Source organism: Collinsella sp. CLA-ER-H6, from assembly GCF_040092305.1.
Classification (GTDB): Bacteria; Actinomycetota; Coriobacteriia; order Coriobacteriales; family Coriobacteriaceae; genus Collinsella.
On record NZ_JBBNLS010000009.1, the window covers coordinates 1 to 15098 of the forward strand.

Genomic DNA, 15098 nt, shown 5'->3' on the forward strand with positions numbered 1-15098 from the left:
TAAAACGCTCCGCGTTTTCTTTACGCCCGCGCCTCGACCGAGGTTCGAATCCATGCAGTGCCGACGTAAAAGAAAAGCCCCCGTTGCCGGAGGCTTTCGATTTCAATTGGTGCGGCGTATAGGATTCCGCGCATCCGCTGCGCGGATCCGCACCGGCTTCGCCCGCCTGCCGGCGTGCTCGCCCGCGGGCTAAAACGCTCCGCGTTTTCTTTACGCCCGCGCCTCGACCGAGGTTCGAATCCATGCAGTGCCGACGTAAAAGAAAAGCCCCCGTTGCCGGAGGCTTTCGATTTCAATTGGTGCGGCGTATAGGATTCGAACCTATGACGTTCTGATTCGTAGTCAGACCCTCTATCCAGCTGAGGTAACGCCGCAGCGCAAGACATATAAAACCACTTTAGCTTATTGGAGTCAAGCACAATCTCAAACTTTTTTGTGGAACGCAGTTTTGTCATGCTGCTCCGCATATACCGCCGTTCCCCGTACGATCGATTGGCTTTTCGATCACGTCAAACTTAGCATCAAGTTCCCTCAGGAGCGATCTCACCCGCTGGGCACAGTCATAATCGGCAAACGAGATGCTCAGCATGCGCGCGACCTGGTTGGAAGTCCCAACTCCATAGAAGTGCTCCAGCGCCACAAGCCCCTCGTGCGTCACAAAGGTCTCGACCACATGCGGCGACTCCTCAAAGCACCATTGTGTCAACGGACCCTCACTCGTCTGCCGAACCACCAGGCCGCCCATGCCAGACGGCTCACACGTTACAAGCAGGTACTCCCCGCCCTCGTCGCTCTCAAACAAAACCACCCGATCATCAAACAGCTCCATCGCGTCCCCTTTCTCTCGCTCTTATTTAGCAAAAGCATAGCAGGTAGATGGCTGTATACAGAACAGTTGTTCGTGTGTTTTCTATTGAGCTGTCCGCACGGCATGGTATGGACCTGCGCACGAAATAGGGCGCCCCCGAAGGAGCGCCCTTGCATATCCCCTATGCAGCCAACTTACGCGACCGGCTCGATCTTCTCGAGACCACCCATGTAAGGACGCAGAACCTCGGGGATCGTGATGGTGCCGTCGGCGTTCTGGTAGTTCTCCAGAATGGCGGCCATGGTGCGGCCGGCCGGCAGGCCGGAACCATTGAGGGTGTGCAGGTAGCGCGAGCCCTTGAAGTTCTCGGGGTCGCGATACTTGATGTTGGCGCGGCGAGCCTGGAAGTCACCGCAGTTGGAGCAGGAGCTGATCTCCTTGTAGGCGTTGTAGCTCGGCAGCCAGACCTCGACGTCGTAGGTCTGACGGGCAGAGAAGCCCAAGTCGCCGGTGCACAGGCTAATCACGCGATACGGAAGGCCCAGCTGCTGCAGCAGGTACTCGGCCTCGGCGGTCATGCTCTCGAGCTCCTCGTCGGACTCCTCCGGCTTAGCGAACTTGACCATCTCGACCTTGTCGAACTCGTGCTGACGGATGATGCCGCGGGTGTCGCGACCGGCGGAACCGGCCTCCTCGCGGAAGCAGGGGGTAAAGGCGGTGTAGCGGCGCGGCAGGGTATCGGCGTCGAGGACCTCGCCAGCGTGCAGGTTGGTGAGCACGACCTCGGCGGTAGGGATCAGGAAGTTGTCGCCCGAGACGTGATAGGCGTCATCCTCGAACTTGGGCAGCTGACCCGTGCCAAACATGGTCTGACGCTTGACGACGATAGGCGGCCACCACTCCTTAAAGCCACGGCTGGTGTGCGTATCGAGGAAGAAGTTGATGAGGGCGCGCTCCAGGCGGGCGCCGGCGCCACCGAGAACGGTAAAACGGCTGCCGGAGAGCTTGTTGCCGCGCTCGAAGTCGAGGATGTCCAGATCGGTGCCCAGATCCCAGTGCGGCTTAAAGTCGAAGTCGAACTCGCGCGGGGTGCCCCAGCGGCGACGCTCGATGTTCTCGTCCTCGTCCTTACCGTACGGGGTGGCATCGCACGGAATGTTGGGCAGGTGAGCCATGAAGTCGTACTGCTCCTGCTCGAGAGCGGTGCGGCGCTCGGCCAGACCGTCAATCTTCTCGTTGACGGCGCGCACGGCCTCCTTGGCGGCCTCGGCCTCGTCCTTCTTGCCCTCCTTCATCAGGGCGCCGATCTTCTTGGACTCGGCATTGCGCGTAGCCTGGAGCTCCTCGACCTCGGTGATGACGGCACGGCGCTCGTCGTCGAGCTCAAAGAACTTCTCGCGATCCCAAGACGTCTGGCGGTTAGCCATGGCGACATCGATGGCATCGGGGTTCTCGCGAACAAACTTGATATCAAGCATTAGATCCTCCGGCGATATACATTCCACTTAGGTTGCAACCTTGTACATGTATGGGCAAGTATATACTTATGAGCGTTTACGACCCAACTCAACTACGCAAGAAGGCACCCAATGGACGCAGTTTTTTCCTTTTTGTTTGGCACCCGCACCGGTTTTGCCATCCTTTTCGCCGGCGGCATCCTGTTATTTGCGATTCTTGCCTTTGTAATGGAGAAGCGCACCCATAAGATGTACGTCGACCGCGGGCCCAAGTCCGAGGATGAGGAAGACAGCTTCTGGGACTAACCCGCCAAAAAGGGGCAGGTTTATTTTGGTCGGTTTTATCTGGGCAAATGCAAGCGCCTCGCAACTGGAATTGAGCCAGTTGCGGGGCGCTTTTCGTACATGTGACAAAACCGCAGGAAAAACCTGCCAAAATAAACCTGTCCCTAAATGGCAGGTTTTACTGGAGAGTTGCGTCGATTGCCTTGACCAGGGCACTGCGCATGCCGGCATCCTCGAGCGCAACGACGCCCTTGATGGTGGCGCCACCGGGCGAGCATACGGCATCCTTCATCGCCGCAGGATGCTGACCAGTTGAAAGCTGCAACTTTGCCGTACCTAGCACCATCTGGCTCACAATGCGATAGGCATCGGCACGCGGGATACCGTGCTTGACCGCCGCATCGCCCAGGGCCTCGATTGCCATAGCGACAAATGCCGGAGCGCAACCACCCACCGTGCCGCCCACGAACAGCAGGCTCGTATCAAGCTCGACCACCGCACCGAGCTTGCCAAGCAGATCAAGCACCACGGCGCTCTGCTCATCACTAAGCGTGGAAGCCTTCTCGCAAGCGATGACGCCCTCGCCCACCGAAACCGGTGTGTTGGGCACCGTCGAGATATGCGCGACGCCCGGCAGGACCTGCTCCCACTTGGCACTGTCCCAGGTCCAGGCAACCGACAGAACGACCTTTTTGGCAAGAGCATCCTTGAGCGGGGCGAATACCTTCTCGATCATGTACGGTTTGACCGCAGCGACCACGATATCGGATGCGGCGACAACCTCGGCGGCATCGTGGCAGGCGACCATGCCGCGCGCCTCGCAGCGCTCAACCAGTGCGTCGTAGCGACCCGCGCAGGCGCACATGTCGCTCGCGGCTACACCGGCAGCGATCCAGCCATCGGCCATGGCGCTCGCCATATTGCCAAAACCGACAAACCCAATCTTCATATCTCATAGTCCTCTCAGACACGCTCTTCAAAACGAAAGCTATTGTCCCACGCCATTGTTTCGTATTGCCGACCTATTTGTGATACGGCTCGCCACGACTGATCTTGCAGGCACGGTAGATCTGCTCTAGCAGCACCACGCGTGCCAGGTTATGCGGCAAGGTAATGCGTCCAAAGCTGAGCATCTCGTCGGCGCGGGCGCGCACCTCATCACTCACGCCGTCCGATCCGCCGATTACAAAGGCGATGTCGCTGTTGCCTCGCAGCATAAGATCGTCGAGCCGCGCCGAGAGCTCCTCACTCGAACGCTCCTTGCCCTCGATAGCCAGCAGGATCACATGCGCTCGAGACGGCAGGGCAGCAAGAATCGCCGCCCCCTCCTTGTCACGTGCGGTATCCACACCGCCCGCCTTGGCCGGGTCGATATCGGCCACCTCGCGGATATCGACCTTGGCATAGGCACCCAGGCGCTTGGTGTACTCAGCGCACGCGTCCTTCCAAAAGCGCTCCTTAAGCTTACCGACGCAAACGACGGTGTATTTCACGCGCGTCTACTCCTTCGAATCGTTTTGAACTTTTCCGGCGGTCAGCATCTGCTCGAACATAGAGGCCGACTGCGAGAAGTCGCTCGGCAGCACGACCGTCGAGGTTTTACCCGTGCGAGCGAACTCCGTCATCATCTCGGACCACTGCGTAAACATGAACAGTTGGTTGGCCTCGTCATTGCCGACACCCGTCTCCTGGATGATCTCGAGCGAATCTTTGATACCCAGCGCGATGGCCTTGCGCTGGTTAGCGATGCCCTCGCCCGCCTTTTCCATTGCCTCAGCCTCGGCGGTCGCCTCGGTGACGCGCTTGATGCGGTCGGCCTCGGCGAGCTCCTGTGCCGCAGCGCGCTTGCGCTGGGCGGCGTTGATGTCGTTCATGGAGTTCTCGACCTCGGTCGGCAGTGCGATTTTGGTGATGAGCGTCGACACGAGGGTGAAGCCGTAGGCGGCCATCTGCTCGGAAACGGTAGCGTTGACATCCTTGGCGATGTCATCCTTCTTGGCAAAGACCTCATCGAGTGTGTAGACGGGAATCGAAGAGCGCAGGGCGTCGGTGATGAAGTCACGCATCTGGTCGACGGGCTCCTGCAGCATATAGTAGCTCTTGTAGATGCCCGAATCCGCCGGGCCAGCACCCATGTCATAGCTCACGTGATATTGAGCCGAGACCTCGAGGCCGATGGTCACGTTGTCCTGAGTCTTAACGTCGATACCAAAACCGTTTTTCATGGTGCGCAGACTCACCGTGGCAGCCTTGCGGTCGATCACGGGCACTTTCATGTGGAAGCCCGCGTTGACGATGCGGTTGAACTTGCCCAGACGCTCGATGATCACGGCATGCTGCTGTTCAACGACATAGCAGGCGCTGGGAAGCAGCAGCAACAGGATGATGATGGGAATCAAAAGGCTGGTAAGGGCGGCAATGATACCGGAAAACAGCATGGTCTCTCCTCTGATAGGCACACGTTGGCATTAGGATACCCGTCCAAGGAGATCGTGCATATCAAAAAAGCCCCCATTGCTGGGAGCTCTTTCATGTAATGGTGCGGGCGAAAGGACGTCCGCGTATCCGCTTCGCGGATCCGCACCGGCTTCGGCCGCCTGCCGGCGTCCTCGCCAGCTCGCTAAAAACGCTCCGCGTTTTCTTTACGCTCGCTCCTTCGCAGGTTCAAGTCCCTGTGATGGGCCCGTAACAAAAAAAGCTCCCATTGCTGGGAGCTCTTTCATTTAATGGTGCGGGCGAAAGGACTTGAACCTTCATGGGGTTGCCCCCATACGGACCTGAACCGTACGCGTCTGCCAATTCCGCCACGCCCGCGTGCAGGAATTAGAATAACGGAGCGCCACCGCGAACGCAAGAACTATTTTTGAAAAAGTTTGCAGGCATTTTCCCAGGCGGCCTGCGCGATTGTTTCGGCGTCCTCACCTGTGCGATCGACACGGTCGTTAACCAGCGCGTTTGCCGTAATGGAGATCATTGCGGGCTCGCATTCAAGACCGCGGATGGGCTCCGGAGCCATATACGGGCAATCCGTCTCGAACAAAATTCGATCGAGTGGGGTTGCCGCAAATGCCTCGCGCACGTCATCGTTGCGCTTAAAGGTGGCCGCACCACCATAGGCGATATAGCAGCCCAGCTCCACAAAGCGCTCCATCGTGGCGCGGTCCTCGCCAAAGCAGTGCAGTACACAACCGGCCTGGGGCACGCCCACCTCACGAAGCGCGTTGTAGGCGTCCACGTGCGAGGTGCGCTCCTGGTCCGTGTCCTCGTGGCGCAGATGTAGCTCCACCGGCACGTTACGGCACACGGCAAGCTCGAGCTGGCGCGCCATGCAGTCAATCTGCACGCTATGGGGCGCCGGCGCGATGTCGTCGTCGTAATCCATGTGGTAGTCCAGGCCGATTTCGCCAATACCGGCGCATAAGGGGTCATCGAGTGCGGCAACGACCTGTGTGTGAACGTCGTCGGTATAGTCCGGCGCGCCATACGGATGCACGCCGGCAAGATACTTGATCTGCGGGATATCCTGCATCGGCAGAATTTCGCGCACGAGCCAGTCGCTATAGTCCGTCACGCTGCGTTTGTCAGCGATGGGGTCGAACATCGTCACCAACAGGTCGACACCCGCGGCTTTGGCGCGCACGAGCGTCTCGGGCACTTCTTTGCCCCAAAACGAAAGCAGATGCGCATGCGTGTCGGCAAGCGGTGCCAAGGGCACGGGGCAGGCGACCGTCTTCTTTTTCTTGGTAAACGTCACGCGTGCGGCATTAGGCATCATGGATTAGCTCCTGGGCCAGACGGACAAAGTCGGCAACATCAAGCGTCTCGGCGCGCGTGGTGGGTGCGATACCGCAAGCCTCAAAGGCGACATCGAGCGCGTCCTTGGCAAAGCCGTTGGCGCTCATGGTATTTCGGATGGTCTTGCGACGCTGGGCAAATGCAGCATCAATCACGCGAGCCACAAACTCGCGATCGAGTCCCTCGGGCACCACGCCGCCAACGCGGTCGATACGCACGACGGCCGAGTCCACATGCGGCGCCGGCATAAAGCAGCGCGGCGGCACCTCAAAACGACCCGTCACCTGCGCATACAGGCCGAGCTTTGCCGTATAGCCGCCATAGGTCTTGTTGCCCGGCACTGCGGCAATGCGATCGGCAACCTCCTTTTGAACCATGACGACGGCGCGCTTGAGCGCCGGCATCGTCTGGAAGAACTGCAGGATGATCGTCGCCGCCACGTTATAGGGCAGGTTCGCGACAAACACCGTCGGCTCACCGCCCGCAGCCTGCTCAATCTGCTCCGGACCCACCTTGAGCGCGTCGCCCATGATAAAGCGGAAGTTGGCATAGTCGGCGGCATGGGCGTCGAGCACCGGCTCGAGCTCGGGGTCGGCCTCGATCGACGTGACGCACGCCGCCTCCTGCAGCAGCGCAAGCGTGAGCGTACCAACGCCCGGGCCAACCTCGAGCACGCGCTCATCGCCCGTGAGCTCGACAAGCTCGCAGATGCGCTCAATCACATGGTTGTCGATCAGGAAGTTCTGGCCCAGGCGATGCTTGGTCGCAAGGCCAAACTCCTCCAGCAGCTCCCTTGTTGCCGTGGGGTTTGCCAAAGGCGAAGTTGTCATAGTTGCCTCCTTAGCATGGTGGCGGCGTCTTGAAACAAAAGGGCATGGACCGTTGCGGCCATGCCCTTACATCTAAACAGCAAATTGCCGATATGGCGCGCGGCGTCTTAGCCCAGACGCGGGAACAGCGGCTCACCCTTCTCAACGGGCTGACCACCAGCAAGCAGGCCCCAAGCGCAAATGCCCTTAAGGTCGTCGCTCGTGGCCTCGTCCTCGCAGGACAGGCGGCGCAGGGCCTCGGCAGAAGTCTGAGGCATGAGCGGCATCAGCAGGTGAGCGGCAATGCGGATGGCCTCGAGCAGGTTGTAGATCACAAATGCCAGCTCGTCAGCCTTGGCCTCGTCCTTGGCAAGTGCCCAAGGCTCGGAGTCCTCGATGTAGTGGTTGGCGGCGTGGATGAGCTCCATGACCTCGTCCTTGGCTCCACCGTAATCGAGCACGTCCATCTTGGCCATGTAGCGCTCGACCAGGCCATCGGCGATCTTTGCCAGCGGGTTGTCGAACGCATCGAACGACGCGGGCTTGGCAGGCGCGCAACCGTCAAAGTACTTGCCGCTCATGTTGAGCGAACGCGAGATAAGGTTGCCCCAGCTGTTGGCCAGGTCGGCGTTGTAGACCTGCTCCATGCGGTCGAAGCTGATGGCACCGTCGGTGCCGGGGACGACGTCGGTCATAAAGTAGTAGCGATAGCCCTCAACGCCCAACATGTCGATAACGTCCTGCGGAGCGATGGCGTTGCCGCGGCTCTTGGACATCTTCTCGGCCTTGCCGGTCTCGGCATTGCGCACGGTCAGGAAGCCGTGGGCAAAGACGTGCTCGGGCAGGGCCTCGCCGATGGCCATGAGCATGGCGGGCCAAATGACGCAGTGGAAGCGGATGATGTCCTTACCCACGATGTGGAACTGCGCGGGCCAGCGATAGGCCAGCTCGGCACGCGCCTCGTCGGTGTCGACACCGTAGCCGACGGCCGTCATATAGTTGAGCAGCGCATCGAACCACACGTAGGTCACATGACCCTCGTCAAACGGGACCTGAATGCCCCAGTCAAAGCTCGTACGGCTCACGGAAAGGTCGTTAAGGCCGCCCTCGACAAAGCTGCGTACCTCGTTCATACGGAACGCAGGCTCGACAAAGTCAGGGTGCTCGTCATAGAGCTTGAGCAGCTTGTCCTGGAAGGCAGAAAGCTTAAAGAAGTAGGACTCCTCCTGCACGCGCTCCAGCGGACGGTGGCAGTCGGGGCACAGGTGCTGGCCGACGCTGCCGTACTCCTCGTCGCCCTTCTGGACCTGCGTATCGGTGAAGTAGGTCTCGTCGGGCACACAGTACCAGCCATCGTAGCTGCCCTTATACAGGTAGCCGGACTCCTTCATGCGCTCCCACAGGTACTGCACGGCATGGTGCTGGCGCGGCTCGGTGGTGCGGATGAAGTCATCGTTGGAGATCTCGAGCTTGTTCCAAAGCTCCTTGAAGTGCGGAGCCTGGCTGTCGGTCCACTCCTGAGGCGTCATGTTGTGCTTGGCTGCGGCCTCGGCGACCTTCTCGCCGTGCTCGTCCATGCCGGTCAGGAACTTGACGTTATAGCCGGCGGAGCGGCGATAGCGAGCCTGAACGTCGGCGATGATGGTGGAATAAGCCGTGCCCAGGTGCGGATCGGCGTTGACGTAGTAGATGGGCGTCGTGATAAAGAACGAAGGCTTGCTTTGATCCATGGGGTTTGTCCTCCAGAAAAACGTTGCATACAGAGGATGATTCTAGCGCAAGGGCTGGATATCCTCCATCTATTGCATATCGAGCACCATGGCATAGACATCGCGCTTGCGGCGCGAATACTTCTGAGACAGGCGCTTGGCCACCGCAGACGCGGGCTCCCCCTCCTCGAGCGCGGCGCGGATATCCTCGCGCAGGGCCTCGTCGGGATCCGCTGCCGCGGCGCCAACCGGCACGGCACCGGCCTCCTCATCCTCGCTCGGCGGCGCGATGACCAGCGCAATCTCGCCCTTTACCTCGCCGCGAGCACGCAGCTCCTCGGCAAGCTGGGCAGCGGGCCCGCGCAAGACTTCCTCGTGCAGCTTGGTGAGCTCGCGGCAGACGGCAACCTCACGCTGGGGAAAGACCTCCGCCACGGCCTCGAGCGTCGCCACGATGCGATGTGGAGACTCGTAGAAGATGAGCGCGCCAGGCACCACGGCAAGGCGCTGCAAACGACGCACGCGGTCGCCATGCTTTCGGCCCAAAAAGCCCTCGAAGAAAAAATGCTCGCAGGGAATGCCGGACGAAACGAGCGCCGTGACGCAAGCAGAGGGCCCGGGAATAACTTCTACGGGTACATCGGCCTCACGTGCCGCCTCGACCAGCGCCTGGCCGGGATCGGACACGCTCGGCATGCCGGCGTCCGAGGCAAAGGCGAGGGTCTCCCCCGCCAGCAGACGGTCGACTAGGCCGGCGGCGCGGCTGGCGATCACATTCTCGTCGCAACGGACAAGCGGCTTGGAAATGCCCAGGTGCATCAGCAGCTTTGACGTCACACGCGTGTCTTCGCAGCAGATGGCATCGGCGGCGGCAAACGCCTCGCCAACGCGCGGGGACAGGTCGCCCAGGTTGCCGATGGGCGTGCCGACCACATAGAGTTTGCCCGTATGGGCGCTGTTTTGCGTCATATCAACCTATTCAATCATGCCGCGCTCGAGCGTACCGAGCGCCGCGCGGGCGTCCCATGCTGCAATGCGCTTCTCGGTCTTCCACGTTTGGAAGAACCAACCGGCAGCCGGCGCAAACGAAGCCAGCTGATTGGCGATAAACACGCGCTCGTAGGCATTGCGGCCCTCGGGCGTAACCGACGAGTTGGCAAAGATCGCCGCGCCCGACCATTCGCCCACCAGCACGGGGAACCCAGTCGAAATCGCTTCTTTGAGCTCGCGCTTGTTGCGCGAAATCGCCGTCGTCAGCCCGCGGGGGCTCGTGATATCGAGCGCATACTCGTCGCGGTAATGGTACAGGTGAAGGTCCATGTAGACGTTCTTGTACTTGGCGCCGCGCATAAAATGCTTCCACTCGCTGGGATGCCCCGAAGACGAAAAGACGACGATCTTATCCTCGGGCATATACGAACGGACGAGCTCATAGGCATCGCGATAGAAGTTGCGCAGGTAGTGGGCCGGAATGCCATCCGTCATGGTGAAGAGGCTCTTGCGGACACTCATCTGCGGCGTATCCAGCAGCTCAATGCCCATCAGGCTCTCGGCCTCGCCGTAGCGATCGGCCAGGCGCTCGAGCACGTCGAGTGCGACATGACGACCGTTGGTGGACGAATGCCACTCGGCAACAGCCTCCGGCGTGGCGGGCGAATCGTTGGAATCGCCCTGGCCACCGGGCACCGTCGCCAGATCGAGCAGCACGCGGATGTCGTACTTGGCAGCCCACTCAATCGCGCGGTCGATGTAATCGACAACCGAGATGTAGGAGGCATCGGACTCCTGTGAGCCAAAGGCATACCAAGGCACCGGCAGGCGCACGGCGTTGAGGCCGATCTGCGCCATGCGACGGAAATCATCCTCGCTCACAAACGTCTCGTAATGACGGCGCATGCGCTCGTTATAGGCGGCGGTGCCCATGGCCTCCTGCAGCTCGGCCGCATTGGATGCACCGGTCGCCGCGTATAGCGACGGGGTCACCCAAGGCTCGGGAATAAACCAGCCAGAGAGATTAACGCCGAGTATCCTCTCCATCACTGCCCCCTTCGGATCGTGCAGGCCGAGCCTGCATCGTATTGCATAGGAAAAGTATCGTTTTGAGTATACCCGCGCGTGCGGACAGACGACCGAACGGTCTGTAAAGTGGCGCAAAAGCGGGAGGAATGTCTGAGCGGGCGGGCCCGAGATGTGCACGCACGTCGGAAGTAAGCGCCGGAAAGCGCATCCCACTCTGAAGCCAAATTCCGGGACGCAATTTCCGCAGAGCCCTCGATAAAAGAAAAGGACCCCTTTGCAGAGGTCCTTGTCAATTCAAGGTGGCGGGGAAGGGAATCGCGCCCGCGCTCCGCGCGTGCGGACCGCTGCGGCGCTTCGCGCCTTGCGAGCTGCGCTGGCAAACGCTCACGCGTTTACTCAGCTCCGCGCCCTCACGGGGTTCGATTCCATGTGGGGGCTGCATAAAAGAAAAGGACCCCTTTGCAGAGGTCCTAGTCAATTCAAGGTGGCGGGGAAGGGAATCGAACCCCTGACACGAGGATTTTCAGTCCTCTGCTCTACCAACTGAGCTACCCAGCCATTTGAGGTGTGCCTTGTTTCAAGGCTTGATTAGTATAACCAAGGACGCGTTCCGGTCAACCGAGAATTTTAAAAAAGTTTTTGAGCACAGCCTCGGTTCTATAAATCGGCACGTCAGAGGCATCAGCCGGCAGCAAGAAGTTTTTCACTCAGAGCCGCACGGGCAAACTCACTTGGCGTCATCCCCTCGGCAGCCGCCCGTCGACGAATGGCCTCCTTCATTCCCAGAGGAATCTTGACCGACAGCGTTGCCGTCCCCTCACCTGAGAGCGGGGGCCGTCCACGCACGATCCCACCAACGGTGTGTTCGCCATCCGGAAACTCTCCGCGCTCGTACGACTCGCACCACGCGTCAATCATTTCATCCGTTACAACCTGACCATTAGCGGCCGTATACGTCTTGCCCATCATCAATCCCTCTGCCGAGCTCGCTCGATCTCTTGCCAGAATTTCTTCTGAACCGGAGACAGGGCATGAATAATGAGCCATCCACGAATTAGTTCGACCGCAACAAGTTCCACACTTCGACCATCTGGAAGCCATCCAATGGCAAGCCATCTCGGCGGCTCGTCCTCCGACTCGCGGCGAATGCACTCAGTAACCGCGAACCAGGCACCAAGCACCTGCTTTTCCGTCAAGTGTTTTTTGGCGTTCGGATGGATCTCAACATCCATGCATCTTCTCCTCCATCTTACCCAATTTCGTATGACGAAAGTCCGCTGTCGCCAATTCTTAAGCCGGTACGCGTTGGAGAGCAGGGGTCGAAACAATGATTGAAGGACGCTCTAGTACGGCCCAGGCGCCGGGGCAGGAGCACATGCGCCAAGGACGAACGTTTTCGTAGCGCGCGAGGATATTGCCGTCGCGATCGATGAAGGCGATGTCGATGGGATAGACCATAAAACACGTATGGACCGAAGAACAGCGTGGAAACGCCATGACGAGCGGCAGGCCGTTGGCGGCAACCGGACGCCGTCCCAGCATGCCGCGCAGGCGCACGACAAACGACTCCGCCACCGCAAACTCGGCCGGCGTCCAACCCAGCCTGTTGAGTGCCCGCGCGTAGGCGATGTAGGACGAGACCGCGGTCACATGACCACCCCCGGACGCCATGGATCGACCGTCACCGCACGCTCGTGCGACAACGTTGTCGGCGCCCCCAGCGGAACGCCAGCGATGCTGAGAGAAGTCGGCCACGGCTCATAGTGCATGGTGCAGGTGTAGGTCCTAAACGTACCGGATAGGGAGAGCAGGCCACCATCCGATGCCTCCGCGCCTTGCTCGCTCGACACTTCGATCTGCAAGTCATAGCCTTCCATGGCATTCAGAATTTGAGTCTGAACCGTCGCCGAGGCATCGGCAGAGCTCTCGTCACCCTCCCCGCCCGGCGCCACAGCGTGCGCCAGCACGATGTCGGGCACCACGCGGTCGAAGCGCGCGACAGCGCTGGCAAAGATCATAACGTTGTACACGATGAGCGCCAGCACCAGCAAAACGGGCGTAACCACTGCCATCTCCACCGTCGCTTGGGCGCGCTCCTCGCGCAGACGCATGCGGATACTCATTACGACCCACCGCCCAGAGCGCCAACCAGCGTGGCGACATCGACGGTGAGCGGGATGGAGCCGCCGCCGGGCAGAGGAATCTCCGCAAGTGTGAACACCGTACCGCTAATGGTGCGTTCGACTTGATATTCCAACGCCTCGCAAAGCGCCTTGGGATCGGTCACGCCCAACGGAATACTTCGCAGTTTGTCTTGCGCTTGAGAGAGACCCGCAATGTCAGACCCCGGACTCTTAATGATATTGGCGGAATCGGTCAGCACCGGCTTTCGCAGGCGCAAGTCGCACGGTTCCAAACCCAGCGCCGCCACGGACGCCGAAACGGTATCGCCGAGCCACGATGCGATGGAGCCCAACGCGCCGCTGCCCCCTCCTAGGCCTTTAATCATCTCGTCCATAAGTTCGTCGGCTGAGCCTTGGATATCACCGTATCCCACGAGTAGCCGTCCCCAAACATCCATGACGCCGTCGAGCACGCCGGCAACGCCGCCCGAGCGTTCCTTCAATGTCGAGAAAAATCGCGAAAGCACGTTGTTTTGCGCCGTCGCCTCATCGGGCGCCAGCACCGCGGCAGAGATAGCACCGCGATCGCCAAGCCTGACTGCCGTGTTAAACGAAGAGTTGAGCTCATCGGGGCTCGAGATGGCACCCGAAACCGCAAAGGCGACCACGCCGTTGCGGCCAGGTGGGGCGATACGCGGGCGCTCGCCGGAAAGCTCCTTGATGGCCTGGTCAAACGCATTGCCCGCACGGTCGGCCTCATCCTCGGTCTGACGCTCAAGTTCGAGTTCTTTGTTGCGGCATTTAACGTAGTCTTCCAGGGCGTCTTTGAACTTGTCAAAGTGGTATTCGAAGCCCCTTTCGACAGAAGTCGTTGCAATCGCAACGTACCCTAAAGACGACACACCGAAATGGCATTCGCTACACGTTTCGTGACCGTCAAAATCTGCGACGGATGCCAGCCCACCCGGCTTTCCTTTTTTGTAATTTGGACAGTCAGTCCCATAATGCAAATAGGTAACTTTATCTACTTCACTCGTGGGCCAACGCGCATCGGTATAGAGTTCAGTCGTCCGCGCCTCATCTGGATTTCGCGGAAGGAAAGGGATGCGGGCGGAAACTTTGCCGTCCTTTTCAGTTATATATGCCCGCTCGACTTCTTCGCTCGCATACGCGAAGAACACCTTTCGTGCAGCAGAATCTGCCTGTTTTTCCGGACCCTCGCCAAGCGGCTTCTCATTTGCCAGGCGCTGGCGATAGTAGGCCTTCGCGCGATCGAGCGCCACTTGCGGCTCCCACGTAACGCTCGAAGCGTAATGTGGATTTTGAGCACCAGAGAGATCCGCTAGGCTTTTCGCACGCTCCCACATGCAAGAACAGCTGCTGACCGAGCCCTTGTCCGACCCACCACAATCCGCCAGCCAAGCGCGCTCTTTAGCCTTCGCCGTGTCCTCAGAAGCCTTCCGCAGCTCCTCGGCCGCACGCTCTAAATCATCTGATGTGCCTTTAATGGTATCGGTCGAAATCTCTGACCCTTTGAGCGCAGCGAAGTCCGACTCAGATGTCCTGGGCACGGCAAGCGCCGTACCGGTATAGGTCACACTATCGGTATCCTGCGCCGACACCGCCTGCGTGGCACGCGCGGCGATCAGATACGGCAGAGCCGTCTCGATTTTCTGTAAGCCTTCCGATGCGCTTTTGGCAAACTTGTTGCGCGTTTTAATGATCTCAATCCCGGTGTCGACCATATTGCCGGCAACTAGTTCGGCACCCGGGATGAGGATGGCGACCAGGCCCGTCCCGATCGTGGCAAACCCCGCCAGGCCCAAACTCAAGATGCTCGCATCAACCACCGTGGCAGCCGTGTGATAGGACGACACTACGTTGGCACCCGCCAGCGCGCCGCTATCGGCCGCCACCTGAGTATCCCCGGCACGCGACATGCTCCATATCGCCGCGGTCGACGAAAACAGCAACGTGAGCACCACTAGGATGACCACGGCAGAGGAAAGCGTGGTGTAGGCACCGTCTTCGATAAACAGGTCGATACCGGCTCGACCCATAAAGCCGCCTCGCTTGCGATGGCAGCTCGGACG

The 15098-nt window shown here is 59.9% G+C and carries 16 protein-coding genes and 3 tRNA genes; 1 reads left to right on the plus strand and 18 read right to left on the minus strand.

What is annotated here, in order from left to right:
• Nucleotides 1-297: 297 nt before the first annotated feature.
• The 3 genes from AAAX77_RS05170 to serS all read right to left on the minus strand — a co-directional run bounded on the left by AAAX77_RS05170 (nt 298) and on the right by serS (nt 2286).
• Nucleotides 298-374 (minus strand) — tRNA-Arg (locus tag AAAX77_RS05170).
• Between the two features lie 77 nt (nt 375-451).
• Nucleotides 452-829 (minus strand): hypothetical protein, encoded by a 378-nt coding sequence (locus tag AAAX77_RS05175; RefSeq protein WP_138113992.1) that lies wholly within the window; start codon nt 827-829, stop codon nt 452-454.
• 173 nt (nt 830-1002) lie between these two features.
• Nucleotides 1003-2286: a serine--tRNA ligase gene (gene serS, locus AAAX77_RS05180; RefSeq protein WP_148345518.1), complete on the minus strand. Its 1284-nt coding sequence runs from the start codon at nt 2284-2286 to the stop codon at nt 1003-1005.
• A gap of 111 nt (nt 2287-2397) precedes the next feature.
• On the opposite strand from serS, the gene AAAX77_RS05185 reads away from it, so the two are divergent.
• Entirely contained in the window at nt 2398-2571 is a 174-nt protein-coding gene (locus AAAX77_RS05185) for a DUF6724 family protein (protein WP_006235069.1), read from the plus strand.
• A gap of 157 nt (nt 2572-2728) precedes the next feature.
• On the opposite strand, the gene proC is transcribed toward AAAX77_RS05185, so the two are convergent.
• The 15 genes from proC to AAAX77_RS05260 form a co-directional block, all read right to left on the minus strand.
• Nucleotides 2729-3499: a pyrroline-5-carboxylate reductase gene (gene proC / locus AAAX77_RS05190; RefSeq protein ID WP_138113988.1), complete on the minus strand. Its 771-nt coding sequence runs from the start codon at nt 3497-3499 to the stop codon at nt 2729-2731.
• Between the two features lie 73 nt (nt 3500-3572).
• The gene (gene rlmH / locus AAAX77_RS05195; RefSeq protein ID WP_271759214.1) at nt 3573-4043 is read right to left on the minus strand and encodes a 23S rRNA (pseudouridine(1915)-N(3))-methyltransferase RlmH; all 471 of its coding nucleotides are present in this window, start codon (nt 4041-4043) and stop codon (nt 3573-3575) included.
• 6 nt (nt 4044-4049) lie between these two features.
• Nucleotides 4050-4988, minus strand: coding sequence for an SPFH domain-containing protein (locus AAAX77_RS05200; protein ID WP_195362148.1), 939 nt, complete (start codon nt 4986-4988; stop codon nt 4050-4052).
• Nucleotides 4989-5277: 289 nt separating this feature from the next.
• Nucleotides 5278-5364 (minus strand) — tRNA-Leu (locus AAAX77_RS05205).
• 43 nt (nt 5365-5407) lie between these two features.
• Nucleotides 5408-6325: a TatD family hydrolase gene (locus AAAX77_RS05210; RefSeq protein WP_349105113.1), complete on the minus strand. Its 918-nt coding sequence runs from the start codon at nt 6323-6325 to the stop codon at nt 5408-5410.
• Nucleotides 6315-7175, minus strand: a complete 861-nt coding sequence (gene rsmA / locus AAAX77_RS05215; protein ID WP_349105115.1) for a 16S rRNA (adenine(1518)-N(6)/adenine(1519)-N(6))-dimethyltransferase RsmA — start codon at nt 7173-7175, stop codon at nt 6315-6317. Before rsmA ends, AAAX77_RS05210 begins: the two co-directional genes overlap by 11 nt.
• A 107-nt stretch (nt 7176-7282) precedes the next feature.
• The gene (metG, locus tag AAAX77_RS05220) at nt 7283-8884 is read right to left on the minus strand and encodes a methionine--tRNA ligase (protein ID WP_349105116.1); all 1602 of its coding nucleotides are present in this window, start codon (nt 8882-8884) and stop codon (nt 7283-7285) included.
• A gap of 69 nt (nt 8885-8953) precedes the next feature.
• A complete protein-coding gene (rsmI, locus tag AAAX77_RS05225; protein WP_349105117.1) occupies nt 8954-9832 on the minus strand; it encodes a 16S rRNA (cytidine(1402)-2'-O)-methyltransferase in 879 nt (292 codons plus the stop codon).
• Between the two features lie 6 nt (nt 9833-9838).
• Nucleotides 9839-10900, minus strand: coding sequence for a cellulase family glycosylhydrolase (locus tag AAAX77_RS05230; protein ID WP_349105119.1), 1062 nt, complete (start codon nt 10898-10900; stop codon nt 9839-9841).
• 467 nt (nt 10901-11367) lie between these two features.
• A tRNA-Phe gene (locus tag AAAX77_RS05235) sits at nt 11368-11440 on the minus strand.
• Nucleotides 11441-11563: 123 nt separating this feature from the next.
• On the minus strand, nt 11564-11848 hold the full coding sequence (locus tag AAAX77_RS05240) for a ribbon-helix-helix domain-containing protein (protein WP_099432624.1): 285 nt from the start codon (nt 11846-11848) through the stop codon (nt 11564-11566).
• 2 nt (nt 11849-11850) lie between these two features.
• On the minus strand, nt 11851-12114 hold the full coding sequence (locus tag AAAX77_RS05245) for a hypothetical protein (RefSeq protein ID WP_349105120.1): 264 nt from the start codon (nt 12112-12114) through the stop codon (nt 11851-11853).
• A gap of 58 nt (nt 12115-12172) precedes the next feature.
• A complete protein-coding gene (locus AAAX77_RS05250) occupies nt 12173-12532 on the minus strand; it encodes a DUF192 domain-containing protein (RefSeq protein ID WP_349105121.1) in 360 nt (119 codons plus the stop codon).
• On the minus strand, nt 12529-13005 hold the full coding sequence (locus AAAX77_RS05255; RefSeq protein ID WP_195363289.1) for a hypothetical protein: 477 nt from the start codon (nt 13003-13005) through the stop codon (nt 12529-12531). Before AAAX77_RS05255 ends, AAAX77_RS05250 begins: the two co-directional genes overlap by 4 nt.
• Nucleotides 13005-15065, minus strand: coding sequence for a hypothetical protein (locus tag AAAX77_RS05260; protein WP_349105122.1), 2061 nt, complete (start codon nt 15063-15065; stop codon nt 13005-13007). Before AAAX77_RS05260 ends, AAAX77_RS05255 begins: the two co-directional genes overlap by 1 nt.
• Between the last annotated feature and the right edge of the window lie 33 nt (nt 15066-15098).